Origin of the sequence: Streptomyces canus (assembly GCF_001514145.1) — a bacterium.
In the GTDB taxonomy this organism is placed as follows: Bacteria; Actinomycetota; Actinomycetes; order Streptomycetales; family Streptomycetaceae; genus Streptomyces; species Streptomyces canus.
The window spans coordinates 71,552-96,063 of the sequence record NZ_KQ948657.1 but is presented as its reverse complement, the minus strand read 5'-3'; the positions used below and the strand labels follow the sequence as shown (position 1 = coordinate 96,063).

25 protein-coding genes and 2 pseudogenes are annotated in these 24,512 nt (G+C 70.7%); 17 read left to right on the top strand and 10 right to left on the bottom strand.

Annotated features, from left to right (window positions below; translation table 11 throughout):
• Positions 1-21: 21 nt before the first annotated feature.
• Genes AQJ46_RS05285 through AQJ46_RS05275 form a run of 3 tightly spaced genes read left to right on the top strand, consistent with a single transcriptional unit; the run spans position 22 to position 3,335 of the window.
• Complete coding sequence (locus AQJ46_RS05285) at positions 22-1,002, top strand: carbohydrate ABC transporter permease (RefSeq protein WP_059204506.1); 981 nt, start codon at positions 22-24, stop codon at positions 1,000-1,002.
• Entirely contained in the window at positions 999-1,841 is an 843-nt protein-coding gene (locus tag AQJ46_RS05280; RefSeq protein ID WP_057612198.1) for a carbohydrate ABC transporter permease, read from the top strand. The genes AQJ46_RS05285 and AQJ46_RS05280 overlap by 4 nt, the downstream gene beginning before the upstream one ends.
• A gap of 9 nt (positions 1,842-1,850) precedes the next feature.
• Entirely contained in the window at positions 1,851-3,335 is a 1,485-nt protein-coding gene (locus tag AQJ46_RS05275; RefSeq protein ID WP_059204505.1) for a glycoside hydrolase family 3 protein, read from the top strand.
• 92 nt (positions 3,336-3,427) lie between these two features.
• On the opposite strand, the gene nagB is transcribed toward AQJ46_RS05275, so the two are convergent.
• Complete coding sequence (gene nagB / locus AQJ46_RS05270; RefSeq protein ID WP_059204504.1) at positions 3,428-4,213, bottom strand: glucosamine-6-phosphate deaminase; 786 nt, start codon at positions 4,211-4,213, stop codon at positions 3,428-3,430.
• Positions 4,214-4,440: 227 nt separating this feature from the next.
• On the opposite strand from nagB, the pseudogene AQJ46_RS05265 reads away from it, so the two are divergent.
• Positions 4,441-4,659, top strand: a pseudogene (locus AQJ46_RS05265) (SIS domain-containing protein); the annotation flags it as partial.
• A 327-nt stretch (positions 4,660-4,986) separates the two neighbouring features.
• Here AQJ46_RS05265 and AQJ46_RS05260 read toward each other — a convergent pair.
• Positions 4,987-5,739 (bottom strand): SDR family oxidoreductase, encoded by a 753-nt coding sequence (locus AQJ46_RS05260; protein ID WP_059204502.1) that lies wholly within the window; start codon positions 5,737-5,739, stop codon positions 4,987-4,989.
• 96 nt (positions 5,740-5,835) lie between these two features.
• On the opposite strand from AQJ46_RS05260, the gene AQJ46_RS05255 reads away from it, so the two are divergent.
• Positions 5,836-6,477: a TetR/AcrR family transcriptional regulator gene (locus tag AQJ46_RS05255; protein WP_057612193.1), complete on the top strand. Its 642-nt coding sequence runs from the start codon at positions 5,836-5,838 to the stop codon at positions 6,475-6,477.
• 362 nt (positions 6,478-6,839) lie between these two features.
• Positions 6,840-8,315, top strand: coding sequence for a sensor histidine kinase (locus tag AQJ46_RS05250; RefSeq protein WP_208616886.1), 1,476 nt, complete (start codon positions 6,840-6,842; stop codon positions 8,313-8,315).
• Between the two features lie 182 nt (positions 8,316-8,497).
• On the opposite strand, the gene AQJ46_RS05245 is transcribed toward AQJ46_RS05250, so the two are convergent.
• Positions 8,498-8,755: a WhiB family transcriptional regulator gene (locus AQJ46_RS05245; protein WP_006142322.1), complete on the bottom strand. Its 258-nt coding sequence runs from the start codon at positions 8,753-8,755 to the stop codon at positions 8,498-8,500.
• A 320-nt stretch (positions 8,756-9,075) separates the two neighbouring features.
• Positions 9,076-10,044, bottom strand: a complete 969-nt coding sequence (locus AQJ46_RS05240) for a diacylglycerol/lipid kinase family protein (RefSeq protein ID WP_059204500.1) — start codon at positions 10,042-10,044, stop codon at positions 9,076-9,078.
• Positions 10,045-10,213: 169 nt separating this feature from the next.
• Here AQJ46_RS05240 and AQJ46_RS05235 point away from each other — a divergent pair, with 169 nt between their 5' ends.
• On the top strand, positions 10,214-10,663 hold the full coding sequence (locus AQJ46_RS05235; RefSeq protein ID WP_059204499.1) for a hypothetical protein: 450 nt from the start codon (positions 10,214-10,216) through the stop codon (positions 10,661-10,663).
• 652 nt (positions 10,664-11,315) lie between these two features.
• On the opposite strand, the gene AQJ46_RS05230 is transcribed toward AQJ46_RS05235, so the two are convergent.
• From AQJ46_RS05230 to AQJ46_RS05220, 3 genes are all read right to left on the bottom strand, one after another.
• A complete protein-coding gene (locus AQJ46_RS05230; protein ID WP_079072131.1) occupies positions 11,316-12,461 on the bottom strand; it encodes an RNA polymerase sigma factor SigF in 1,146 nt (381 codons plus the stop codon).
• A gap of 17 nt (positions 12,462-12,478) precedes the next feature.
• Positions 12,479-12,892 carry an ATP-binding protein gene (locus AQJ46_RS05225; RefSeq protein WP_004925829.1) on the bottom strand — a complete coding sequence of 138 codons (414 nt, stop codon included), beginning with the start codon at positions 12,890-12,892 and terminating at the stop codon, positions 12,479-12,481.
• A 260-nt stretch (positions 12,893-13,152) separates the two neighbouring features.
• Positions 13,153-13,413 carry a UBP-type zinc finger domain-containing protein gene (locus AQJ46_RS05220; protein WP_057612189.1) on the bottom strand — a complete coding sequence of 87 codons (261 nt, stop codon included), beginning with the start codon at positions 13,411-13,413 and terminating at the stop codon, positions 13,153-13,155.
• An 88-nt stretch (positions 13,414-13,501) separates the two neighbouring features.
• On the opposite strand from AQJ46_RS05220, the gene AQJ46_RS05215 reads away from it, so the two are divergent.
• Positions 13,502-15,097 (top strand): Na+/H+ antiporter, encoded by a 1,596-nt coding sequence (locus tag AQJ46_RS05215; protein WP_059204498.1) that lies wholly within the window; start codon positions 13,502-13,504, stop codon positions 15,095-15,097.
• A gap of 79 nt (positions 15,098-15,176) precedes the next feature.
• Here AQJ46_RS05215 and AQJ46_RS05210 read toward each other — a convergent pair whose 3' ends face one another.
• Together AQJ46_RS05210 and AQJ46_RS05205 are read right to left on the bottom strand one after the other, a co-directional pair.
• Positions 15,177-16,088: a 1-aminocyclopropane-1-carboxylate deaminase/D-cysteine desulfhydrase gene (locus tag AQJ46_RS05210; RefSeq protein WP_107117211.1), complete on the bottom strand. Its 912-nt coding sequence runs from the start codon at positions 16,086-16,088 to the stop codon at positions 15,177-15,179.
• 10 nt (positions 16,089-16,098) lie between these two features.
• A complete protein-coding gene (locus AQJ46_RS05205) occupies positions 16,099-16,689 on the bottom strand; it encodes an N-acetylmuramoyl-L-alanine amidase (protein ID WP_063803766.1) in 591 nt (196 codons plus the stop codon).
• A gap of 312 nt (positions 16,690-17,001) precedes the next feature.
• Here AQJ46_RS05205 and AQJ46_RS05200 point away from each other — a divergent pair, with 312 nt between their 5' ends.
• The 9 genes and pseudogenes from AQJ46_RS05200 to AQJ46_RS05165 all read left to right on the top strand — a co-directional run bounded on the left by AQJ46_RS05200 (position 17,002) and on the right by AQJ46_RS05165 (position 23,781).
• Positions 17,002-18,408, top strand: coding sequence for a family 2B encapsulin nanocompartment shell protein (locus tag AQJ46_RS05200; RefSeq protein ID WP_059204496.1), 1,407 nt, complete (start codon positions 17,002-17,004; stop codon positions 18,406-18,408).
• Positions 18,409-19,136: 728 nt separating this feature from the next.
• Positions 19,137-20,141: a family 2 encapsulin nanocompartment cargo protein polyprenyl transferase gene (locus AQJ46_RS05195; protein WP_059204495.1), complete on the top strand. Its 1,005-nt coding sequence runs from the start codon at positions 19,137-19,139 to the stop codon at positions 20,139-20,141.
• Positions 20,142-20,314: 173 nt separating this feature from the next.
• A complete protein-coding gene (locus AQJ46_RS05190) occupies positions 20,315-20,920 on the top strand; it encodes a GNAT family N-acetyltransferase (protein WP_059204494.1) in 606 nt (201 codons plus the stop codon).
• A 128-nt stretch (positions 20,921-21,048) separates the two neighbouring features.
• Positions 21,049-21,227, top strand: a pseudogene (locus AQJ46_RS57045) (dihydrofolate reductase family protein); the annotation flags it as partial.
• 43 nt (positions 21,228-21,270) lie between these two features.
• Positions 21,271-21,504, top strand: a complete 234-nt coding sequence (locus AQJ46_RS05185) for a hypothetical protein (protein ID WP_059204493.1) — start codon at positions 21,271-21,273, stop codon at positions 21,502-21,504.
• Between the two features lie 85 nt (positions 21,505-21,589).
• The gene (locus tag AQJ46_RS05180) at positions 21,590-22,003 is read left to right on the top strand and encodes a YciI family protein (protein WP_059204492.1); all 414 of its coding nucleotides are present in this window, start codon (positions 21,590-21,592) and stop codon (positions 22,001-22,003) included.
• A 5-nt stretch (positions 22,004-22,008) separates the two neighbouring features.
• On the top strand, positions 22,009-23,214 hold the full coding sequence (locus tag AQJ46_RS05175) for an RNA polymerase sigma factor (RefSeq protein ID WP_059204491.1): 1,206 nt from the start codon (positions 22,009-22,011) through the stop codon (positions 23,212-23,214).
• 10 nt (positions 23,215-23,224) lie between these two features.
• Positions 23,225-23,554, top strand: coding sequence for a DUF952 domain-containing protein (locus tag AQJ46_RS05170; RefSeq protein ID WP_059205104.1), 330 nt, complete (start codon positions 23,225-23,227; stop codon positions 23,552-23,554).
• Positions 23,551-23,781: a hypothetical protein gene (locus AQJ46_RS05165; RefSeq protein WP_225887252.1), complete on the top strand. Its 231-nt coding sequence runs from the start codon at positions 23,551-23,553 to the stop codon at positions 23,779-23,781. Before AQJ46_RS05170 ends, AQJ46_RS05165 begins: the two co-directional genes overlap by 4 nt.
• On the opposite strand, the gene AQJ46_RS05160 is transcribed toward AQJ46_RS05165, so the two are convergent.
• Positions 23,768-24,511 carry a VOC family protein gene (locus AQJ46_RS05160; protein ID WP_059204490.1) on the bottom strand — a complete coding sequence of 248 codons (744 nt, stop codon included), beginning with the start codon at positions 24,509-24,511 and terminating at the stop codon, positions 23,768-23,770. The genes AQJ46_RS05165 and AQJ46_RS05160 overlap by 14 nt on opposite strands.
• Between the last annotated feature and the right edge of the window lies 1 nt (position 24,512).

Sequence of the window (24,512 nt, the reverse complement as noted above, 5' to 3'; positions counted from 1 at the left end):
GGGACCGCTGAGGAGCGCGCGATGAGTGCCGCAGACACGACCACCCCCACCGAGGTGCCGCCGCCGATGTCGGTACCACCGCCGTCCAGGCCGGTTCTGCCGCGCAGAAAGCGGACCTTCAACGCCACCCCCTGGCTGCTGCTCGCCCCCTGTCTGCTGATCCTGGTGCTGGTCCTCGGCTATCCGCTGGTCCGCCTGGTCACGCTGTCCTTCCAGAAGTTCGGACAGTCCCAGCTGTGGGGCTTCCTGCCCGCGGACTGGATCGGATTCGACAACTTCACGGGCGTCCTGGACGACGGCGAATTCTGGGCGGTCGTCGTCCGGACCGTCGTCTTCGCGGCCGGCTGCGTGATCTTCACCATGGTCGCCGGCATGCTGATCGCGCTGCTGCTCCAGCGGGTCTCCGGCTGGGTGAAGACCCTCGTCAACATCGCGCTGGTGGCCAGCTGGGGCATGCCGATCATCGTCGCCACCACGGTCTTCAAATGGCTGTTCGACGCGGACTACGGCATCCTCAACGCGCTGCTCAGCAAGCTGCCCGGGGTCGAGATGATCGGCCACAACTGGTTCGCGAGCGGTCCCCAGGGCCTGGCCGTGATCATGCTGCTCGTGGTCTGGGGCGCGGTGCCCTTCGTCGTCATCACCCTGAGCGCCGGGCTCACCCAGGTCCCGGCCGAACTGGAGGAGGCGGCCCGACTGGACGGCGCGGGCGCGTGGGGCATCTTCCGGTACGTCACCCTGCCGATCCTCAAGCCGCTCATCGTGATGCTGACGACCCTCTCGGTCATCTGGGACATGGGCGTCTTCCCCCAGGTGTTCGTCATGCGCAACGGCCACCCGGAGCCGGAGTTCCAGATCCTGACGACGTACTCGTACGACCGCGCTTTCGTGGTCAACGACTACGGGGAGGGTTCGGCGATCGCGCTCATCACCGTGCTCCTGCTGCTCGGGGTCGTTGCCGTCTACATGCGCCAGATGCTGAAGATCGGAGAGGTCGAATGAGCACGCTTGCTCCGGGGGCCCGCCGGAAGTCCAAGACCGGCTGGAACCTCCTCGGTCTCCTCGTCTTCGTCACCGCCGGCTTCCCCGTCTACTGGATGCTGAACACGGCGTTCAAACCGGCGAAGGACGCCATCGACCCGGACCCGAGCCTGCTGCCGACGGGGCTGACGCTGAGCAACTTCAGCCGCGCACTGGACATCGCCGACTTCTGGGGCCCGGTCGGCCGCAGCCTCGTCGTCTCCCTGTCGGTCGTGGCGATCGGCGTCGTGGTCGGCACCCTGGCCGCCCTCGCCATCTCCCGCTTCGCCTTCCGCGGTCGCAAGGTCGTGATCGTGGGCATCCTCGCGGTCCAGATGGTCCCTCTGGTCGCGATGATCATCCCGGTCTTCCTGCTCCTCAACGACCTCGACCAGTACGACAAGTTGTCGGGCTTGATCATCACCTACCTGACCTTCATCCTCCCCTTCACGGTGTGGACGCTGCGCGGCTTCATCGTCAACATCCCCAAGGAGCTGGAGGAGGCGGCGATGGTCGACGGCTGCTCGCCCACGGGCGCCTTCCTGCGGGTGGTCTTCCCGCTGCTGGCCCCCGGCATGGTCGCCACCTCGGTCTACGCCTTCATCCAGGCCTGGAACGAGTACCTCTACGCCCTCATGCTGCTCAGCCAGAAGAACCAGACCGCGACCGTCTGGCTCGGCAACTTCACCACCAAACACGGCACCGAATACGCCCCCATGATGGCCGGTTCCACCATGATGGCCGTGCCGATCGTGGTCCTCTTCCTCCTCGTCCAGCGCAAGATGGCCGCGGGCCTCACCGCGGGCGCCGTGAAGGGATAACGCCCCCCGATGACGACATTCGCCAGCGGCACAGACACGCTGACCCGCGACGCGCTGACCGTCCTGCAGCCCGGCTTCACCGGCACCACCGCCCCCGACTGGCTGCTGCGCCGTCTCGGCGAGGGCCTCGCCTCGGTCGGCCTGTTCGGCCGCAACATCGCCTCGCCGGAACAACTGACCGCCCTGACAGCCCAGTTGCGCGCCGAACGCGACGACGTCCTGGTGGCCATCGACGAGGAGGGCGGTGACGTCACCCGCCTGGAGGTGCGCACCGGCTCGTCCTTCCCGGGCAACCACGCCCTCGGCGCGGTGGACGACGTGGAACTGACACGGGAGGTGGCCGCGGAACTGGGCCGCCGTCTCGCCGCCTGCGGGGTCAACCTCAACTGGGCCCCTTCGGCCGACGTGAACTCGAACCCGTCCAACCCCGTGATCGGCGTCCGATCCTTCGGCGCTTCCTCGAAACTCGTCGCCCGGCACACCGCCGCCTACGTCACCGGCCTCCAGTCGGCGGGCGTGGCGGCCTGCACCAAGCACTTCCCGGGCCATGGCGACACGGCGGTCGACTCCCACCACGCGCTCCCACGCATCGACGTGGACACCGCTGTCCTGGGATCACGTGAACTCTCCCCGTTCCGCGCTGCCATCGCCGCCGGAACCCGCGCGGTGATGACCGCCCACATCCTGGTCCCGGCCCTGGACCCGGACCGCCCGGCCACGCTGTCCGGCCAGGTGCTGACCGATCTGCTCCGCGGCGAACTCGGCTACACCGGCCTCATCGTCACCGACGGCATGGAGATGCAGGCCATCGCCGGCACCTACGGCATCGAGCGTGGCAGCGTCCTGGCCATCGCCGCCGGCGCCGACGCGATCTGCGTGGGCGGCGGACTGGCCGACGACGAGACGGTACGGCGCCTGCGCGACGCCCTGGTCGCGGCGGTGCGCTCGGGCGAACTCCCCGAGGAGCGGCTCGCACAAGCGGCGGAACGCGTCCGCACGCTCGCCCACTGGACGGCGGCCCGCGCGGCCGACGCGCAGTTGCCGGCCGACGAGGAGGTGGGCCTGCGCGCGGCCCGAAGGGCGTTGCGCATCACCGGCGCAGACGGCTTCACCCCCCTCACCGCGGCGCCCTACGTCGCCGCCTTCACCCCGGTGGCCAATGTGGCCGTCGGCGACGAAACGCCCTGGGGTGTCGCCGCCGAACTCGCCCGTCTGATCCCGGGCACGGAGACGGGCAGCTTCGCCGGCGAGGACGCGGGCCTCGCCACCCTGGCCGCGGCCGGCCCCCGCCGTGTCGTGGCCGTGGTGCGCGACGAACACCGCCACCCCTGGATGGGAGCGGCCCTGGACACCGTCCTCAGAACCCGCCCCGACACGATCGTGATCGAAATGGGCCTCCCTCAGGCCCCCGCCCGAGGAGCCCTGCACATCGCGACCCACGGCGCCGCCCGGGTCTGCGCCAGAGCGGCGGCGGAGATCATCGCGGGGGAGTAGGGCTGAAGCAGGGCTGTACGGCATGAAGGTGCCGGTCCCGGGAACGGACCGGCACCTTCATGCCGTACAGCCCTGCCGACGTGAGAACCGCCCTAAATCCCCTGCCAGTCGGGCTTGTTGACAAACGTCTGCCGGAAGTAGTCCGCGAGCTTCAGCTTGGAAGCGGCACCCTCGTCGACCACGACCGTCGCATGCGGATGCAGCTGAAGCGCCGATGCGGGACACACCGCGGCAACCGGCCCCTCCACCGTCGCCGCAACCGCATCGGCCTTCCCCTCGCCCGTGGCGAGCAGCACCAGATGCCGAGCCTCCAGAATGGTCCCGATGCCCTGGGTGATGACGTGATGAGGGACCTGCTCGATGTCCCCGTCGAAGAACCGCGCGTTGTCCACCCGGGTCTGCTCGGTCAACGTCTTGATCCGGGTCCGCGAGGCCAGCGAGGAACACGGCTCGTTGAAGCCGATGTGGCCGTCCGTCCCGATCCCGAGCAACTGCAGATCCACACCCCCGGCATCGGCCAGCGCCGAGTCGTAGGCCTCACAGGCGCCGGGGATGTCCTCCGCCGTCCCGTCCGGACCCATGAACGAGGACATCGGCACCCCCAGCGGCTCCAGCACCTCGCGCCGCAGCACCGAACGGTACGACTCGGGGTGCTCGGCCGGCAGCCCCACGTACTCGTCGAGCTGGGCTATTCGCGCCCGCGAGGCGTCCGCGGCGCCCGACCGCACCTTGGCCGCCAGCGCCTCGTAGATGGGCAGCGGGGTCGAGCCGGTCGCCACGCCGAGCAGGGCGTCGGGCTTGCGTCGGAGCAGCTGGGCCATGGCCCCGGCGATGAGCTCGCCACCCGCCTTGGCATCCGGAACGATGACAACTTCCACGCTGGGCCTGCCGATCTGAGGAAACGGTCTGATCTGGAGTGACGGTCTGATCTGGAGAAACGGTGTGAACCGAGAGGGCCCGACCGAACCCGGTGCAGCCCATGTGGTTTAGACCAATCTAACAGAATCGGGTTCCACGGCCCAGGTCCACGAAAGCATCACCGCACCACATCTCGGACAGGCCCCATTCTGCGCGGTGGAGCGGGAGGGGGAGTGGAAGAGAGGCAATGCCCACCGTCACGACACCCGCCCCCCAGAGCGCACTGCCCGGCCCGATCATGGCCCGTGAGATGGCTGAACAGACCGCCGTCCTGCGCCGCATCCTGGACGATGGCGCCCCGGCCATCCGCAAGGTCGCCCAGGAGATCGCCGCCCGCGCACTTCGCTTCGTCCTGCTGACCGCCCGCAGCGCCTCCGGCAATGCGGCCCTCTACGCCACATACCTCCCGAAGTCCGGACGCGCCGCGCGCCCTGGCCAAGGTGACGGAGACGCACTGAGCCGGGGCGGACGGGGGAATGGTTGTGGGGGCGTACTGGGTCGTGTCGGGCGGGGCGAAAGGTGACGGGTGCGTCCTGGGTCGTGCCCGGTGGTTGGTTGCAGGGACGTGCTGGGGTGTGGCGGGCGAGGGACGGTCGAGGGGACGTTCTGCCTGGCCGAGCGGGGGCGGTTGCGGAGGGCTCCGTGCCGGGCGGACGACGGCTACGGAGGCCCCCTCCTGGGTCCTGCCGGGCAGGTGATGGTGGCGGAGACGCCCCGGGCCCTGCCGGGCGGCTCACGGCATCGAACCCCCCGTCGCGTCCACCCAGCTCCCGGTCACCCAGCGTCCGTCGTCCGACGCCAGGAACGCCACCACGTCCGCGACGTCAGCCGCTGTCCCCACCTGTCCCAGCGCCGAATATGCCTCCGCCTGCGCCCAGCCGCCCTCGGTGCCGTGCAGGAACCCGGCAGTGTTGTCGGTGTCGATCAGGCCCGGTGCCACCGAGTTCACCCTGATGCCTCGAGCGCCCAGGATCTTGGACAGATCCCGGGAGAACACGTCCAGTGCACCCTTCGTCATGGCGTAGGCCATGTTGTGCGGCATGGCGGCGGTGCGGGCGAGTCCGGAGGAGATGTTGATGATCCGGCCGCCGTCCCGCAGTCGTATCACACCCTGTTTGACCAGGAAGAACGGTGCCTTCACATTGACCGCGAAGAGCCGGTCGTACTCCCCTTCGTCGATCTCCTCGATGGGGCGTGAGGCGCCGATTCCCGCGTTGTTCACGAGGATGTCCAGCCCGTCCGCGTGCCGGTCGAACTCCTCCCAGAGGGCCTCGACGGCTCCCGGTGTCTCCAACTCGGCCCCGATCGTGAAGGCGGAGCCGCCGGCCGCCTCGATCGCCGCCACCGTCACCTTCGCCGCCGCCTCGCTCCTGCCGTAGTGCACCGCCACCTGCGCGCCGTCCCGTCCTAAGCGCTCGGCGATGCCCCGCCCGATGCCCCTGCTCGCCCCCGTCACCAGAGCTGTCCTGCCCGTGAGCACGCCCATGCCGACGCCCCTTTCGCATTTCTCTATCGGTCGCTACAGAAAAACCGTACAGGGCGCCTCGGCCCTTTATCTAGTACCCGCTATACAATTCACTCCATGGTGAGCAGCGAGGAGACGGAAGCGCAGGTCAAGACCGCAGCCAGGACATCGAGACTCCGCGGCCGCCCTCGGTCCTTCGATCGGGCCACCGCTCTGGAGAAGGCGATCCTGGCCTTCTGGGAGCACGGCTACGAGGCAACGTCCGTCTCCGACCTCACCCGCGTCATGGGTATCGGCGCCCCCAGCCTCTACGCGGCCTTCGGCGACAAGCGATCGCTGTTCGAGGAGGTCGTCCAGGAGTACGGAGCGCGATACGGCTCCTTCGGCGACCGTGCCCTTGCCGAGGAGCCCACCGTCCGGGCCGCGATGGAGCGGATGCTGCGCGAGGCCGCGGTCGAGTACACGGCTCCCGGCCGCCCGCACGGCTGCCTCGTCATCCATGCCGCGACCAACTGCTCCAGCCCGGAGGTCGAGGAGTCGCTGCGGGTGCGGCGCAACGCCAACATCGCCGCCTTCGAGAGCCGTATAAGGGCGGGGATCGCCGCGGGGGAGCTGTCCGCCGACACCGATGCCACCGCGCTCGCCCGGCATGTAGGGGCGGTGATCCAGGGCATGTCCCAACAGGCGCGCGACGGCGCGAGCCGGGAGGAGTTGGAGGCGGTCGCGGAAATTGCCATGGCCATCTGGCCCCGCACATGAACCCACACGCGTTAGGCTGCGTGGTGGTTGTTAGGGCGTCCGAGTAGGTGACTCCCGCGAGGGAAAGCTCCAACAACAAACAGGCTCCAACGCATGGACACATCTAGTGGTCTAGTCCACAATTGAACGCGTGACTTCCGTCTTCCCCGCACAGGAAGGCGGACCGAGGAACCGGAGCTCTCTGCCCTGACTGCCCCGGGTCCTCATCCTCGGCCGACCGGGACCGCACACCCCACGGCCGATATTGCTCCGGGCTGCGGTGCCGGGAAGGTTGAGGGTCCTTCCCAGGCGCCGCGGCCCGCGGGTGTTCTCAGGGCCGGTGCTTTTAGGTCACTCACATACCCCCAGGTACGCTCGCACCTGTGCCCTCCATGAACGAACTGGTCCGCCAGCACACCGCCCTCGACGACTCCGACCTCGAGTGGCTGCATCTGCTGGTCTCGGAGTGGCAGTTGCTCTCCGACCTCTCCTTCGCCGACCTCGTTCTGTGGGTCCCCACCCGCGACGGCACCCGCTATGTCTCCGTCGCCCAGATGCGGCCCAACACCGGCCCCACCTCCTACCAGGACGACATGGTCGGCCACCTCGTCCCGCGCGGCCGCCGCCCCCTGCTGGACGCGGCGCTCGACGAGGGCCGGATCGTGCGCGAGGGCGACCCGGAGTGGCGTGAGGAGGTCCCGGTCCGCGTGGAGTCGATTCCGGTACGACGGGAGGGGCGCGTCCTCGGTGTCATCGCGCGCAACACCAACCTGCTCACCGTGCGCACCCCGAGCCGTCTCGAACTGACCTATCTGCAGAGCGCGTCGGACCTGGCGCAGATGATCGCGGCCGGCTCCTTCCCGTTCCCCAACCAGCAGATGGACATGGACGCCGCCCCGCGCGTCGGCGACGGGCTGATCAGGCTGGACGCGGACGGCATCGTCCAGTACGCCTCCCCGAACGCCCTGTCCGCGTACCACCGCATGGGCCTCGCCTCCGACCTCGTCGGCCAGCACCTCGGCCGGACCACCGCCGAACTCGCCCCGACCCGCGGCCCGGTGGACGAGGCGCTCGCCAAGGTCGCCAGCGGCTGGGCGCCCCGTGAGTTCGAGATCGAGGCGCACGACGGGGTCATCCAGTTCCGGGCGATTCCGCTCAAGCCCAAGGGCACCCGCATCGGTTCGCTGGTCCTGCTACGGGACGTGACCGAACTGCGCCGACGCGAGCGCGAGTTGATCACCAAGGACGCGACCATCCGGGAGATCCACCACCGGGTGAAGAACAACCTCCAGACGGTAGCGGCCCTGCTCCGCCTCCAGGCCCGGCGCATCGAGTCCGACCGCGGCCGGGAGGCCCTCGAAGAGGCGGTACGGCGGGTCGGCTCCATCGCGATCGTGCATGAGACGCTGTCTCAGAACCTGGACGAACGCGTGGAGTTCGACGAGATCGCCGACCGGGTGCTCGCGATGGTCGCCGAGATCTCCCCGGGTAAGGTCACCGGCCGGCGCAACGGACGCTTCGGCATCCTGGACGCCGAGGTCGCCACCCCCCTGTCGATGGTCCTGACGGAAATCCTCCAGAACGCTCTGGAACACGGGTTCCGTGAGGGCGAGACCGGCACGGTCGAGGTCTCGGCCGTCCGCGGCGGTACCACCAAGGAAGCCCGCCTCCTCGTGACCGTCCAGGACGACGGCGTCGGTCTGCCCGAGGGCTTCGACCCGCACACCGGGGGCAACCTGGGCCTGCAGATCGTACGGACGCTGGTGGAGGGCGAGTTGGGCGGAACGTTCGACATGGTTCCGGCACCGGAGGGCGGCACCCGGGTGATCCTGGACGTACCGGTGCTGGCGCACAAGTAGATCCGCGCACGGGCGGGGGTGCCGGCACAGCAAAAAGCCCCGGACCGTTCAGGGGTCCGGGGCTCAAATGCTCGTTGCCAGCGTTTGCTGCGCATCGGGGGTACTGCGCGCTGCGGCTCGGGGGCGGGAGAAGCGTACGCGGTGTACGCGCCGCCAAGCTCAGGCTGTGCGGGGCGGGTGTGTCAGGCGGAGGCCTGACGGGCCCGGTTGCGGGCGGCACGGCGCTTCATGGCGCGACGCTCGTCCTCGCTGAGACCACCCCAGACGCCGGAGTCCTGACCGGACTCGAGCGCCCACTGCAGACACTGATCCATAACGGGGCAGCGACGGCAGACGGCCTTGGCTTCCTCGATCTGCAGCAGCGCAGGACCGGTGTTGCCGATGGGGAAGAAGAGCTCGGGGTCTTCCTCGCGGCAAACGGCGTTGTGACGCCAGTCCATGGCTGCTACCTCTCCTTGGTATTACGTGCAAGTTGCTTGTGAATGTGAACGCTTTCACGAATCCCTCAACAAGTGAAGGGCCGTCCGCCGAGTCTTCCCCGGCGTGGTCCTTGGATTGAAGAGGGGTTCCGGTGGTCTGTGGACGCTGGTGTTGCGGGCTGTCCCGACCGCCACGTAGAGACTCGCAAACCTCAGCGGCGGATACAACCCCTTCCGGAAAGTTTTTTTTGATTCCTCGGTGTCGACTAGGTCACAGCCGTACTTCCATGGGGTGGACCCTGGTCTAAACGTTCGAGTGAAAGGACTTTAGCCCCTTCTGCTCACACAATCACACGCAGTGCACGGCGTACGCCTGTGAACGTCACGCTCGTACGCAGTCCGAGGTGGTCGCCGTCCATCTGGAGGGGCAGGGGCACCTTCGAATGCAAGGTGAACTGGTCCAGGTCGTGCAGGGACACGGCGTGCTTGCCATGGGGGCCGCGTTCGGGGGACGAAGTGAGCAACTGGGTGCCATATCGGGTGATGGCGGTCGTCGTCATACGGCTGAGGCCGAGTATGTCGAGGCCTTTATCGAACGAGGCCTTAGGTGACGCGTACATCGGGTGATTGCCGAGGAAGGTCCACGGAGAGGTGTTCGAGACTATGGAAAGGACCAGATCGGTCACCGGCTCCGCATCCGGCCGCTCCAGGGTGATCGTCCCGTGGCGGCGGTGCGCCTCGCCGAAGAACTGGCGCAGTGCCTGACGGACGTAGAGAGCGTGGGTGGATTTCCTGCCGCGCTCACGCTGCTGCTCGACCCGCCCGACCACGCCGGCGTCGAATCCGAGCCCCGCATTGAAGGTGAACCAGCGTCCCGGGACGGCCTCGTCCTCGGTGCCAGGTGTACCGGAGGCCAGACCCAGGCCGACCGTGCGCTCGCTGCCCTCGCGCAGGGCGTCCAGGAGGGCGCCGGTTGCCTCGACGGCGTCGTTGGGCAGGCCGAGGGCCCGGGCGAAGACGTTGGTGGAGCCGCCGGGGACCACGGCGAGGCCGGGGAGGTGCTCGGGGGCGGGGCCGGCGTGCAGGAGGCCGTTGACGACCTCGTTGACCGTGCCGTCGCCGCCCAGGGCCACTACCAGGTCGATGTCCTTGCTCTCCGCCGCCTGCCGGCCCAGGTCGCGCGCGTGGCCGCGGTACTCGGTGGTGACCGCTTCCAGTTTCATCTCGCTCGCGAGCGCGTGGATGAGGACATCGCGCGTACGTGCGCTTGTGGTGGTTGCCGCCGGATTGACCACGAGAAGTGCACGCATGGGTTGCAGCGTACCTACTGGGTGGTACCGGGCACAGGCCGAGGTAGGGATCACGTAAGACTTCGGCGCGTGAACCTTGCCACGGGGGCGTGAGGCAACCCGAGTGCGGCGGTGTGCGTTGCCCGCTCCTCACCCGAGAGGCTTCGGGGGCGAGGGCTACTCTTCAGGGGTGAGCAGCGAGCAGACCCCCGCCACCCCCGAGACCGCCGGTCCGCGCCCGCGGCGCCTGACGTACGCCGCCGCCCTGGCCGCGCTGGAAGGGCTCGCGCTCGTCGCGGGAGGCGCCTGGTTGCTCGTGGAGGGCCTCGCCGGTGACCCGGACGACCGGCAGTCGGCCGTCACCGGGGGCGTCACGCTGATCGTCCTCGCACTGCTGCCGCTCCTCGCCGCGCGCGGACTGCTGTCCCGGCGCAGTTGGAGCCGGGGGCCGGCCGTCATCACGCAGATCATGGCCCTGCCCGTCGCCTACAACCTCCTCCAGGCCGACAGCGTGGCGATCCCGGCGGGCATCGCCCTCGCGGTCGTCGCGGTGGCGGCGCTGATCCTCCTGATCAACCCGGCGACGACCCAGGCCCTCGGCATCAGGGGCCCGGGACGGGCCCAGGACGGCGAGCAGTAGCGATAGGGGTGCGTCGCCCGGTGGGGGAACCGCGGCTGTCTGCTCCGAGTGCCGCCCGTGCTGCCGGCCGAGGTGGCGGGCGGCGGCCGTAGGGCTCACGGCGGCTGCCCGGTCTGGTCGAGTCGTTGCAGCCGCTCTTGAGCGTGGGCGTCGGATCGACCCGTGGCCGAGGTGGCAGGCGATGGTCGTGGAACCCGGGTGCCTTCGGCGAGTGTGGTGCCGGGGGCGCAGCCTGTCGGTCTGGTGCGCGGCTGCCGGCCGGGGGCAGCGGTGGCATCCGAGGGTGACGAATGCCGTGCCCGAGGGCGCCGCCTGTGGGTCCGGAGCGCGGCTGCCGGCCGGGGGCAGCGGTGGTGCCTGAGGAGGGGTGAGCGCGGTGACAGTGCGCGCCGCAGCTGTCGGTCCGGGGCGCGGCTGCCGGCCGAGGGCGGCGGTGGCGCCTGAGGGGGTGGCGAGCGTCGAGCCGTGGGCCCAGAGCGGCGGTGGGGTCGTACGGCGGTCGCGGTTGACCGCCTCCGGCCTGCTCCAGGGCCGAGGTCGGTGCCCGGTGGCGAGCGGTGACGTCGGGCCGAAGTGGATGTCGTCGGCCCTGAACCCGTTCGTCGGAAGCCTGGACCCGTGACGGAACCGCCGCTCGGGGAGGCCCCTGGGTCTACTCCTCCACCAGCAGCTTCTCCCGGAGCTGGGCCAGGGTGCGGGCCAGCAGGCGGGAGACGTGCATCTGGGAGATGCCGACCTCCTGGGCGATCTGCGACTGGGTCATGTTGCCGAAGAAGCGGAGGAGGAGGATTCGCTTCTCGCGCGGGGGCAGATCCTCGAGCAGCGGCTTGAGGGACTCTCGGTACTCGACGCCCTCCAGCGCCTCGTCCTCCGCGCCGAGGGTGTCCGCGACCGCCGGGGACTCGTCGTCCGTGTCGGGGACGTCCAGGGACAGCGTGGAGTACGCGTTGGCGGACTCCAGGCCCTCCAGGACCTCCTCCTCGGAGATGGCCAGTTTCTCGGCCAGCTCATGGACCGTGGGGGAGCGGCCGTGCTGCTGGGAGAGCTCCGCCGTGGCCGTCGTGAGGGCCAGGCGCAGTTCCTGCAGGCGGCGGGGCACCCGCACCGCCCAGCCCTTGTCACGGAAGTGGCGCTTGATCTCGCCCACGACCGTGGGAGTCGCGTAGGTCGAGAACTCCACGCCGCGGTCCGGGTCGAAACGGTCGACCGACTTGATCAGGCCGATGGTGGCGACCTGGGTGAGGTCGTCCAGCGGCTCGCCGCGGTTGCGGAAGCGGCGCGCGAGGTGCTCGACGAGCGGCAGGTGCATCCGGACCAGCCGGTTCCGCAGTTCCGCGTACTCCGGGCTGCCGTCCTTCAGCGCGCGCAGCTCGACGAACAGGGCGCGTGCCCCGCTGCGGTCATGGGGGTCGTGCCGCGGGACCGGCGTGTTGTTCGCGCCCGCCACGCCGTCCTCTGCTTTTCGCTCGTGCTCGCTCATCGTCCCGCCCGTCGCCCTTCCACGAGCCCTCGCCTCCGTCGGCACCGGGAGGACCCCGGCCCGCCCTGCCGGAGGCGCACCCTGCACGGCACCTTTCCGATCCCGCTGCCCGTCGTCCAGGAGGCCGGTCGCCGTGGTGTCGACGGCGTCCTCCTCCGGATGGGGCCGGGCCTGCTCGGGGATGCCGTCGATGCCGTCCGCCATGCGTCGGGAACCGCCGGGGCCGTCGCCGCCCAGGCTGTCGGCGCCGCTCGGGCAAGGAAGGCGGTGCCCGCCCTCGGCCGGCAGCTCCCGTGTGCCGCGCTCTTCGTCCCGCACCGGCCCGTCCCCGTTCCTCACGCCGGCCCGGGTCCCGCGCCGCGCTGTTTGTAGAGGCTGATCGAAACGGTCTTGTCCTCGTCCACGGCCGACGAGACCTTGCCCGCGAGGGCCGAGAGGACGGTCCAGGCGAAGGTGTCCCGCGACGGTGCGTGACCGTCCGTGGTCGGGGCCGAGACGGTGACCTCCAGCGAGTCGTCGACGAGGCGGAAGACACAGCTGAGCACCGAGCCGGGCACGGCCTGCTGGAGCAGGATCGCGCAGGCCTCGTCCACCGCGATGCGCAGGTCCTCGATCTCGTCGAGGGTGAAGTCCAAACGGGCTGCGAGGCCGGCCGTGGCCGTCCGCAGCACCGACAGGTAGGCACCCGCGGCCGGCAGCCGGACTTCCACGAAGTCCTGGGTCGCGGGCTCGCCTGCGATCTGGGACACCCTCACCTCCAAGGTGGTACAAGCTTTACGGGGGCCGAGGGTCGCCCCCCGGAGTAACGCGAAGTGTGGTTCAGCGGTGACGCTACCGCGCTCTCGACTTTCCTGTCCCCGGGACCCCAACCCCTTGCCGTCACTCACAGTAAAACTGTGAACACGCTCCGTGTCTAGGGGTTTGCGGCTCCAATTGGGAAGAACGCGCGCCGGGTTGACGTACCCAGACGTCAGACGGTCGAACCGTCCTGGAACCCGACGGTCCAGGGTCACACAAGGACATGGTCCACGAAGCACCAACGCCAGTTCTCACCCGGTTCGTGGGTCCGCATGATCGGGTGGTCGGAGTCCTTGTGGTGCTTCGTCGCGTGTTGTCCCGGCGAGGAGTCGCAGCAGCCGACGTGACCGCAGGACAGGCACAGGCGCAGTTGTACGGGGTGGGTACCGTCCCTCAGGCACTCCGGGCACGTGTCGGCCAGCGGCTCGGGTTCCGGGTGCGGCAGCGCGTCGGCGTGCGTGCACTGTTTCATGATTGCCAGGTTACGACGGCCGCGCGGGCGGACGCGCACAAAAACCGAGGGGCGGGCGCACGACTATGAGCGAGGGCGGGCGAGGGCCATGGACGTGATGCCACTGCTGTTGCTGGTGGCGGGGAGTGCGGCGATCGCCGCGGCCGCCCGGCGGACCCCGATTCCGGCGCCACTGCTGCTGGTCGCGGCCGGCCTGGTGATCTCGTACCTCCCCGGGGTGCCGGAGTACACGCTCGACCCCGACGTGGTCCTGCCCCTCATCCTGCCGCCGCTGCTGCACTCCGCGGCCACCGACAGCTCCTATCTCGATCTCAGGGCGCAAATGCGGCCCGTGGCGCTGCTGTCGGTGGGATACGTGCTCTTCGCGACCTTCTTCGTCGGCTGGGCGGCGTACCAGATGGTGCCGGGGCTGTCGCTGACCGGGGCGCTCGTGCTGGGAGCCGTGGTGGCGCCGCCGGACGCGGTCGCGGCGACGGCGGTGGCACGCCGCGTCGGGCTGCCGTCCCGGATCACGACCATCCTCCAGGGCGAGTCCCTGGTGAACGACGCCACCGCGATCACCGCCTACCGGGTCGCGCTCGCGGCCGCGGTGGGCGAGGGCGCCACCTGGGCGGGCGGCATCGGCGAGTTCCTGCTCGCGGCGGTCGGCGGCGTCGCGGTCGGCCTGGTGCTGATGGTGCCGATCCACTGGCTGCGCACGCACCTCAAGGAGCCGCTGCTGCAGAACACGCTCTCCCTGCTGATCCCGTTCGTCGCCTACGCGACGGCCGAGCAGTTCCACGCGTCCGGGGTGCTCGCGGTGGTCGTGGTGGCGCTCTTCCTCGGACACCGCGCGTGGGAGGTCGATTTCGCGACGCGCCTCCAGGAGGACGCCGTCTGGAAAATGGTTGCCTTCGTCCTGGAATCATCGGTGTTCGCCCTCATCGGACTGCAACTGCCCGTCGTGCTGAAGGGCCTCGGGCAGTACGAGGGCGGCCGCGCCGCCTGGTACGCGGTCGCCGTCTTCCTCGTGGTCGTCGTGTCAAGGTTCGTCTGGGTCTATCCGGCGACCTTCCTGCCGCGCATGCTCTCCGCGCGGATCCGCGCGCGTGAGGACAACCCCACCTGGAAGGCGCCGTTCGTCATCTCCTGGGCCGGGATGCGGGGCGTGGTCTCGCTGGCGATCGCCTTCTCGATCCCGGAGCACCTGCACAACGGAGAACCGTTCGCGGGCCGCAACCTGATCCTCTTCCTCACCTTCACCACGGTCATCGGCACCCTCGTCCTCCAGGGCGTCACCCTGCCTCCGCTGATCCGCATGCTCAAGCTCCCCGGCCGCGACCAGCAGGCCGAGACCCTGGCCGAGGCCAACGCCCAGGCGCAGGCCTCCAGGGCCGCCGAACGCCGCCTGGACGAACTCCTCTCCGACGAGCGCAACGCCCTCCCACCGCCCCTCGCCGACCGCCTGCGCATGGTCCTGGACCGCCGCCGCAACGCCGTCTGGGAACGCCTCGGCCAGTCGAACCCCCTCACCGGCGAGACCGTCGACGACACCTACCGCCGGCTGTCCGGGGAGATGATCGGCGCCGAGCGCGCGGTGTTCGTGAAGCTGCGGGATCTGCGCTACATCGACGACGAGATGCTGCGGACACTGCTGCGCAGGCTGGACCTGGAGGAGGCGGCGGCGTATCGGGAGGCGGAGTGAGGCGGGCGGGCCGGCGCAGACGGGTCGGTCATGACCGGTTGTGGGCGTCACCGCCCACCAGCCGCTCGTCGGCCCTCCGTCAGGGCTCCTGGGGTGCCCCCGTGACGACCGCCACGACCGTCGAGCCGCGCGGGAAGGCACCCTCGTCGGTCAGGACGACAAGTCCGTACAGCAACTTGGCGACATAAAGACGCTCGACGGGCACGCCGTGCCGTTCCTCGAAGTCCTCGGCGAAGGCCTCGAGTTCGGGAGTGGTGCGGGCGTAGCGGCCGAAATGGAAACGCTCGTCGAGCCGCCAGTCGCCGCGAGGACCGCCGAAGGCCTGGTGCTGGAGGGCCCTTATGCCGGCCGTCAGGAAGCCGCCTCGGAGGACCGGTACGCCCAGGGCGCGCTGGTCCGGGGAGAGGCCCGCGGCCAGGCCCGCGAGGGTGCCGCCGGTGCCGCAGGCGATCGCGACGACGTCCGCCCGCCCCGACAGCTCCTCGCCGAGCGCGCGGCACCCCCGTACGGCGAGGGCGTTGCTGCCGCCCTCAGGGACGATGTACGCGTCCGTCGCTCCCGCCGCCCGCAGCAGCGCCGCCAGTGTCTCTGGCTCGGTCTTGCGGCGGTACGTCGACCTGTCGACGAAGTGCAGACGCATACCGTCCGCCGAGCAGCGGGCCAGGGACGGGTTCAGGGGGCGGTCGGAAAGTTCCTCACCGCGGACCAGGCCGATCGTGGGCAGGCCGAGGAGGCGGCCGGCGGCCGCCGTGGCGCGCAGGTGGTTGGAGTACGCGCCGCCGAAGGTGAGGATCGGGCGGCCGGCCGCGGCCGTGAGGTTCGGCGCGAGCTTGCGCCATTTGTTGCCGACGAGGTCCGGGTGTATCAGGTCGTCCCGCTTGAGGAGGAGCCGGACGCCCCGGCGCGTGAAGCGCTTGTCCTCGACCTCCTGCAGCGGCGACGGGAGCCGGGGACGCAGGGTGGTGAGGTCGGGGACGCCGGGGCTGGACACCGCTCCATTGTCACTTGAGGCGATCCCGGATGCGCGCCCGCATCGAGGCCATCGTGAAGCCCCGCGGGTCCACCTTCCCCGGCTGCCACTCCAGGTGGCCGATGACCGACCGTTCCGTCCACCCGTGGTGCCGGCACACCGCGGCGGAGACCCGCTCGATCGCCGTCAGCTGGGCCGCCGGCCAGGGGTCCTCGCCGTCGCCGAGGTTCTCGCACTCGAAGCCGTAGAAGTGGCGGTTGCCGTCGGTGTCGGCCTCGTTGTCGAGGGGGAGCGCCTTCTCCGCGATCACGGCGCGCAGGACGTCGTCGTCGCCCAGGCCGGCGTGGTTGGCGCGGCCGTAGCCGACGAGATGGACTTTGCCGTCCTTGGTGATGACACCGTGGCAGAGCGGGCCGGGCAGGCCCGTGTAGCCCTTGCGGCACAGTTCCACCGTCGCCGCGCTGCCCTTCGTCACCGTGTGATGGATCATCACGCCGTGCACCGGACCCCAGGCGCCGACGTGGTTGCGGTTGTGGTGCTCCCAGTCGCCGACCTCGACGACGGTGGCGCCCTCCGCCCGCAGGACGGCCAGGAATCTGCCCGCGGACATGGGTGAGGCCATGGCCACCTCCTTCGCACTGCGCACCGGCCGCCGATCGCGGCCGGCTCGTACCGGTGCTTGTACCGAAAACAGCGGACTCCGACTCCTGGTTCGCACAGCGTGCGAGCTGATTCGGACAGACAAATTCCGTTCCGGGAAGTGGACTTGACTGGTCGTCAGTGGACATGAACCGCGCATATGCCCAGCGTCGCGATGATCCATTCCCGCTCTTTCGTGTAATAGCACCGCCACGTTCCGTGAGGAAGGCTTGTCCCTGCACACGATGCCCGGGAGCAGATCGCGTCCGGGCATGTATCGGGAGGGCAATTCCTTATGTCGGTAGGCGAAGAGGTCCGCACCGAGCAGGACAGGCCGCAGCAGAGCCTCGGCACGGCGGCCGCGCGGAACCTGGCCACCACCACCAAGTCCGCACCCCAGATGCAGGAGATCAGCTCCCGCTGGCTGCTGCGCATGCTGCCCTGGGTGAACGTCCAGGGCGGCACGTACCGGGTGAACCGGCGCCTGAGTTACGCCGTGGGTGACGGCCGGGTGACCTTCGTGAAGACCGGGGACCGGGTCGAGGTGATCCCCGCCGAGCTGCGTGAGCTGCCGGCACTGAGGTCGTACGAGGACGACGACGTGCTCTCCGAGCTCGCCCGACGCTGCCAGCAGCGGGAGTTCACCCCGGGCTCGGTCATCGCCTCGTTCGGTGCCCAGACCGACGAGGTGTACCTGCTGGCGCACGGCAGGGTGGAGAAGGTCGGCACCGGCCCCTACGGCGACGACGCGGTGCTCGGAGTCCTCGCCGACGGCGCGTACTTCGGCGACCAGGCGCTCCTCGACCCGGACGCCATCTGGGAGTACACCGCCCGCGCGGCCACCGCCTGCACGGTCCTCGTGCTGCCCCGCCAGGACGTCGAGCAGGTGGCGGAGCGTACCGAGGGCCTGCGCGAGCACCTCCGGGAACAGCGCGCGATCCCCTCGCAGCGCACCAACAAGTACGGCGAGAAGGAGATCGACCTCGCGGCGGGCCATGACGGCGAGCCCGACATCCCGCACACCTTCGTCGACTACGACGCGAGTCCGCGTGAGTACGAGCTGAGCATCGCCCAGACCGTCCTGCGCATCCACACGCGGGTGGCCGACCTCTACAACCAGCCGATGAACCAGACGGAACAGCAGATCCGGCTGACCGTCGAGGCACTCAAGGAGCGCCAGGAACACGAACTCGTCAACAACCGCGAGTTCGGCCTGCTGAACAACTGCGAGTACGACCAGCGGCTCCAGCCGCACGACGGCGTGCCCAGCCCCGACGACCTCGACGAACTGCTCAGCCGCCGCCGGGGCACCAAGCTGCTGCTCGCCCACCCGCGCGCGATCTCCGCGATCGGCCGTGAGCTCAACAAGCGCGGACTGGTCCCCGAGACGATCGACATGGGGGGCAACCGCATCCCCACCTGGCGCGGGGTGCCGATCTATCCGTGCAACAAGATCCCGGTCACCCCGGAGCGGACCACGTCGATCATCGCCATGCGCACCGGTGAGGCCGACCAGGGGGTCATCGGCCTCCAGCAGGCCGGTATCCCGGACGAGATCGAGCCGAGTCTGTCGGTGCGGTTCATGGGCATCAACGAGCAGTCGATCATCAAGTACCTCGTGACGGCCTACTACTCGGCGGCCGTGCTGGTGCCGGACGCGCTCGGAGTCCTGGAGAACGTCGAGATCGGCCGCTGGAGGTGACGTCTCTGCACCTGGGAGGCGTGTCCCCGCCGACCGGGGCGGGTACACCCCGGTCGAACACCGGGGCGGAGGCACCCCGGCGGAACGCGCCCACCCACAGCGGAAGCGCCACCGTCCGCGGCCTGACCGAGGGGGGTTCCATGGCCGAGTTCACGACGGGGACGCAGGAGTGGGCGACAGAACGGGCGGAGGTGCGGGTGCCGACGGCCGGGGGGACGGAGGTGCCGGCCACCGGGCGGGTCGGGGAGCGGCCGCAGTCCAGCGAGACGGGCCCACTCGACGGTCTCGAGACCCGTTCGCACCAGGAGGCCGAGGCGCGTTCGCCTAGCGGGCCCGAGGTGCGGTCCGAGACGCCTCTGCTCCGTAGGCCTGACCCGCGGTCTGGGACGCCTCCGCTTCACGGGTCCGAGGCGCGTTCGCTTCACGGGTCCGAGGCGCGGGCCGAGTTGCCTACGCTTCACGGCCCTGCCCCGCGCCCCGAGACGCCTCCGCTTCACGGCCCTGCCCCGCGCCCCGAGACGCCCCCGCTTCACGGCCCTGCCCCGCGCCCCGAGACGCCCCCGCTTCACGGCCCTGCCCCGCGCCCCGAGACGCCCCCGCTTCACGGCCCTGCCCCGCGCCCCGAGACGCCCCCGCTTCACGGCCCTGCCCCGCGCCCCGAGACGCCCCCGCTCCGCACCCCCGCCCCCCGCCCCGAGACCCCTGCGCTCGACGGTCATGAGGCCGGGGTGATCCTGGAGGGTGTCCGGGCGTCGGTCGATCCCGAGTTGCGCTCCGCCCTGGAGTCGCTGCCCGGTTCCCTGCGCAGGGTCGCGCTCTACCACTTCGGCTGGGAGCAGGCCGACGGCACCCCGGTCGCGGGCAACGCGGGCAAGGCGATACGGCCCGCACTCGTCCTCACCGCGGCCACCGCCCTCGGAGGTGACCGGGCGAGGGCGGCGGCCGTCCGGGCGGCCGTGGCGGTGGAGCTGGTCCACAACTTCACGTTGCTGCACGACGACGTGATGGACCGCGACACCACCCGCAGGCACCGACCCACCGCGTGGACGGTGTTCGGCGACGCCGACGCGATCCTCGCCGGGGACGCCCTCCAGGCGCTGGCGCTCCGGTTGCTGGCCGAGGACCCGCACCCCGCGGCGGGAGCGGCCGCGGCCCGGCTCGCGGACTGTGTCGTCGAGCTGTGCGAGGGCCAGCATGAGGACACCGCCATGGAGGCGCTCGACCCCGGCGAGGTCACCCTGGACCAGGTGCTGGGCATGGCCGAGGCGAAGACGGGGGCGCTGCTCGGGTGTGCCTGTGCTCTCGGAGCGCTGTACGCGGGAGCGTCCGGCGAGGAGGTCGGGGCGATGGACGCGTTCGGCCGGGAGGCCGGGCTCGCCTTCCAGCTCATCGACGACGTGATCGGCATATGGGGCGACCCGAGCCGCACCGGCAAGCCGGCCGGCGCGGACCTCGCCGCCCGCAAGAAGTCCCTCCCGGTGGTCGCCGCGCTCACCTCCGGCACGGCGGCGGCCGCGGAACTGGCCGCGCTGTACGCGGCGCCGTACGACGAAGGGGATCTGGCGCGCACGGCCCTCGCCGTCGAAGAGGCCGGCGGACGCGACTGGGCGCAGGTGCAGGCCGCCGACCGGATGGCTCGGGCGATGGGGCAGCTGGCCCGTGCGGTGCCCGATCCGGAAGCGGCGGGCGGGCTGCTGTCCCTCGCGGAGTTCGTGACGCGGCGCAGCGCCTGAGAACACCGGAGTGCCCGGTACCGCGCGGTTCCTGACCCCGCGCGGCCCTCCGGGGGCTCCGGCCGACGGGTCCCGCACATCCCCACGGTGTGCGGGGCCCGTTTTCGCGCTCACCGGATAGTCTCAACATCCTTGTGGCCAAAGGTGGTTGAGGCAAAGGGGTGGGGCAAGGCATGGGCGTGGCGATACGGACGGCCGGCGCAGACGACCGCGTGCTGGTCGCGCGGCTGCTGGACTCGGCCTTCCAGGACGATCCGGTCAGTGGGTGGATCTTTCCGGGGGAGGAGGAGCGCCGGACGATCCATCCCCGGTTGATGGCCGCGTTCGTCGACATCGTGCTCGCCGAGGGGCGGGTCGATGTCACGGAGGACGGGGCGGCGTGCGCGTTGTGGCTGCCGGTGCCGGCGGAGAGTGCTGACGGGCATGACGACGAGGACGGGTTCGCCCAGTTGAGAGAGGCTCTCGATCCGGACAACGAGCGGATCGAGTTGATCGGGCGGCTCACCGCGGAGGTACATCCGTCGGGACGGGCGCACGAGTATCTGTGGATGGTCGGGGTGGCTCCGGAGCGGCAGGGGGAGGGGCTCGGAACCGCGCTCATCGGGGCGGTTCTGGAGCGGTGCGACCGGGAGACACTGCCCGCCTACTTGGAGGCGAGCAGCGCGCGGAGTCGGGGGCTGTACGAGCGGCTCGGCTTTGAGCTGGTGGACCGGCCGCTCGACCTGCCGGACGGACCACAGATGTGGCCCATGTGGCGCGAGCCACGCGCTGTGCGGTAGCGCCGAGGCGGGTCGTCCTGCGGCTGCGGCCGAGTGAGCGCCGGCCGCGCCCGCGCGGTGGTGGCCGCAGTTTCCATGCGGCCACGCGCCGTGAGTAGGGGCCGGTCGCGCTCACGCGACCGCAGATTCAGCTCGCCGGCGAACTGCGCGACGAGATCGACGAACTCGTCATCAAGACCCACCCGGTCGTGCTCGGCGGCGGCATGCCGATGTTCGCCGCGGACTTCCGGTCACGGGGTTCGCGCTCGACGAGGTCCGCCGCTTCGACAACCGCGTCCTGGTGCGGACGTACAGCAGGAAGGGCTGACGGGCGGGAAGCGCCCGCGGCCCCCTCGCTCTACCCTGAAGGCATGGACAGCGACGAACACGTCTGTCCCGTCTGCGGACAGCCGGTCCAGACAGTCGTACGGCGTCACAAGACGCTGGGCGCGTGGGTCCCCGTGTGGGTGGGCGGCCCGTGCCACAACCCCGCGTGCGAGGCGAACCCCGACCGGGTCACCGAGTCCGACAAGGTCACCGCACCTGACAAGGTCACCGCGCCCGGCGAGGGCCACGGTGACGCCCCCGCCGGAAAAAGTTCCTGAATCCGTGTCGAGAATCCGTCCCCGGCTCCGACGTCCCCTGTGAGAGCCGCCCGCACGGGGCGGCCGAAGCCGAAGGAGCGAGGTCATGAAGTACCTGGTCATGGTGCAGGGGACGCAGGCCGACTACGAGGCCATGCGCGGCAAGGGCTCCGAGCACTCCCCGGCCTGGAGCGAGCAGGAGATCCAGACGATGTACGCGTTCATGAGCGCCATCAACGACGACCTGTCCGAGACCGGCGAGATGCTCGACGGCCAGGGCCTCGCCGAGCCAGCGAAGGTCCGGCACGTCAGCCGGGACGCGGACGGCAAGGCCGTGATCACCGACGGGCCCTACAGCGAGACCAAGGAGCTGCTGTGCGGCTACTGGGTGCTGGAGTGCGAGAACCTGGAGCGCGTCACGGAGATCGCCGAGCGCATCGCCCAGTGCCCCCAGCCCGTCGGCGCCCCCGACTACCCGGTGGTGATCCGGCCCATCCTGGACGGCGCCGGGGACATCTGAGGACCGTGCGAGGAGCCACCGGGACCGAGGACCTGCTGCGCCTGCACGCGCCGCAGGTCCTCGGCGCGCTGGTCAGGCGGTACGGCCATTTCGACGCCGCCGAGGACGCCGTACAGGAGGCACTGCTCGCCGCGGCCGGGCAGTGGCCGACGGCAGGGGTGCCCGACAATCCGCGCGGGTGGCTCATCAAGGTGGCCTCGCGGCGGCTGACCGACGCGCTGCGCGCGGAGGAGGCGCGGCGGGCGCGGGAGGAGCGGGTGGCGGCGCTGAGCGTGCGGGACACGGCCGTCGCCGACCGTGCGCCGCGCGAGGACGACACCCTGTCCCTGCTGTTCCTGTGCTGCCATCCGCAGCTCACCGCCTCCGCGCAGATCGCGCTCACCCTGCGCGCGGTCGGCGGGTTGACCACGGCGGAGATCGCCCGGGCCTATCTCGTCCCCGAGGCGACCATGGCCCAGCGGATCAGCCGGGCCAAGCAGAAGGTGCGGGGCGTCGGTTTCGGCCGGCCGGAGAACTGGGAGGAGCGGCTGCCCGCCGTCCTGCAGACCCTCTACCTGATCTTCAACGAGGGCCATACGGCGACCTCGGGCCCGGCCCTGCAGCGGCGCGACCTCGCGGGTGAGGCGATCCGGCTGACCCGCACGGTCCACCGTCTCCTGCCCGACGACTGCGAGATCGCGGGCCTGCTCGCCCTGATGCTCCTCACCGACGCGCGCCGCGACGCCCGCACGGGCCCGGACGGCGACCTGGTTCCCCTGGACGAACAGGACCGCGCCCGCTGGGACAAGGCGGCGATCGAGGAGGGCGTCGCGCTGGTCACCCGCGCGCTGGCCCGCCGCCGTGCCGGGCCCTACCAGATCCGCGCGGCCATCGCCGCCGTGCACGACGAGGCGCCCTCGCCGGAGGCGACCGACTGGCGGGAGATCCTCGGCCTGTACGACGTTCTCGTACGGCTCGTTCCCGGGCCGGTGGAGCGGCTGAACCGGGCGGTCGCCGTCGCCATGGTCCACGGCCCGGAGGCGGGACTCGCGGAACTGGATTCGCTCACCGGCGAGTTGGGCCACCGCCTGGACGCCGTACGGGGGCATCTGCTGGAGCGGGCCGGTTCCCGTGAGCAGGCCCGTGCCGCGTACGAGTCGGCGGCGGCCAAGACCCTGAGCCTGCCCGAGCAGCGCTATTTGCAGGGGCGGGCGGCCCGGCTGAGGCCCTAACGTGGGCCCCATGTCCACGACACCCATTCTGCACCTCACGGAACGCTCCCTGTGGGACGAGGCGCGCGCCCGGGGCACGTACGAGATGTCCACGCGCGGCCGCACCCTCCAGGAGGAGGGGTTCATCCACTGCTCGACGCGCGAGCAACTGCCCGCCGTCGCCGCTTTCCTGTACGGCTCCTACGACGGCCCCGACGAACTGGTGCTCCTCGTCATCGACCCCGCGCGGCTGTCCGTACCGCTGAAGTACGAGGCCCCCGAGCCCGGTGCCGAGGAGTTCCCGCACATCTACGGTCCGCTCCCGGTGGAGGCGGTCGTCGACGTGGAACCGTGGGGGTGAGCGGTCCCCGTCGCTGGTGGCGCCGGGTCCTGTTGGTGTGGGCGGCCCTCGTGGTCGCGGCGGGTGGGCTGACCCTCTGGCTCCAGGACTCGGACGAGCCGTCGAGGCCGCCCATGGGGGAGCGGGCGACTCCGACGCCCTCGCTCCCGGAGGGGTGGCAGACGGCGTGCTCCCGCTCCTCCCCCGACGAGAAGGGCCGTACGCTCTGCTTCGTCAGGACCCGCTAGGCAGTCCGCCCGTCTCCGGGTCCCGGCCGGTCAGGCAGTAGGTGCCGCCCGCCGGGTCCCTCATCACTGTCCAGCTCCTGCCCTGGGCGACGAACTCGGCGCCCAGGCGCTCGTGTTCGGCCCGCGTCGCCCCGATGTCCGCGCAGGCGAGGTCCAGATGGGCGGAGACGGGGCGTTCCTCGTCGAGGCGCTGGAGGAGGATGCGGACCGGGAGGCCGGCCGGCGGCTTGAGCACATGGAATTCGGGGAGCGAGCCGGAGAGGGACTCCCAGTCGGGCAACAAGGCGGCCCAGAAGGCGACTTCGGCGTCGTGGAGGGACGGCGGGATGTCGAGGCAGACCTGGTCGAGGCGGGTGCCGCGGACCACCGGCGGGCGGGTCGACTGCCCGCGCCAGGGATCGGCGCAGAACAGCTGGCCGGCCGGGGAGCGGAGCACGACCAACGTGCCCTGATCGGCGACCACATGCGCGCCGAGCGCCTCCGCCCCCTTCGCGAACTTGCGTACGTCGTCGACGCAGAAGTCGAGATGAGCACCGCCGGGCCCGGAGGCGACGGCCTGGACCTTGACGCAGGCGTCGGCCCCGCCGGGCGGCACCAGGGTCACGAACTCCCGCCGTTCGCCACGGGGTTCGGACAACCGGGTGCCGGTGACGCCGGTCCAGAAGTCGCAGGCCTGGGCGAACCGTGGCACGGGCCGGTCAACGAAGGCGTACGTCCAGCGCGTAGTCATG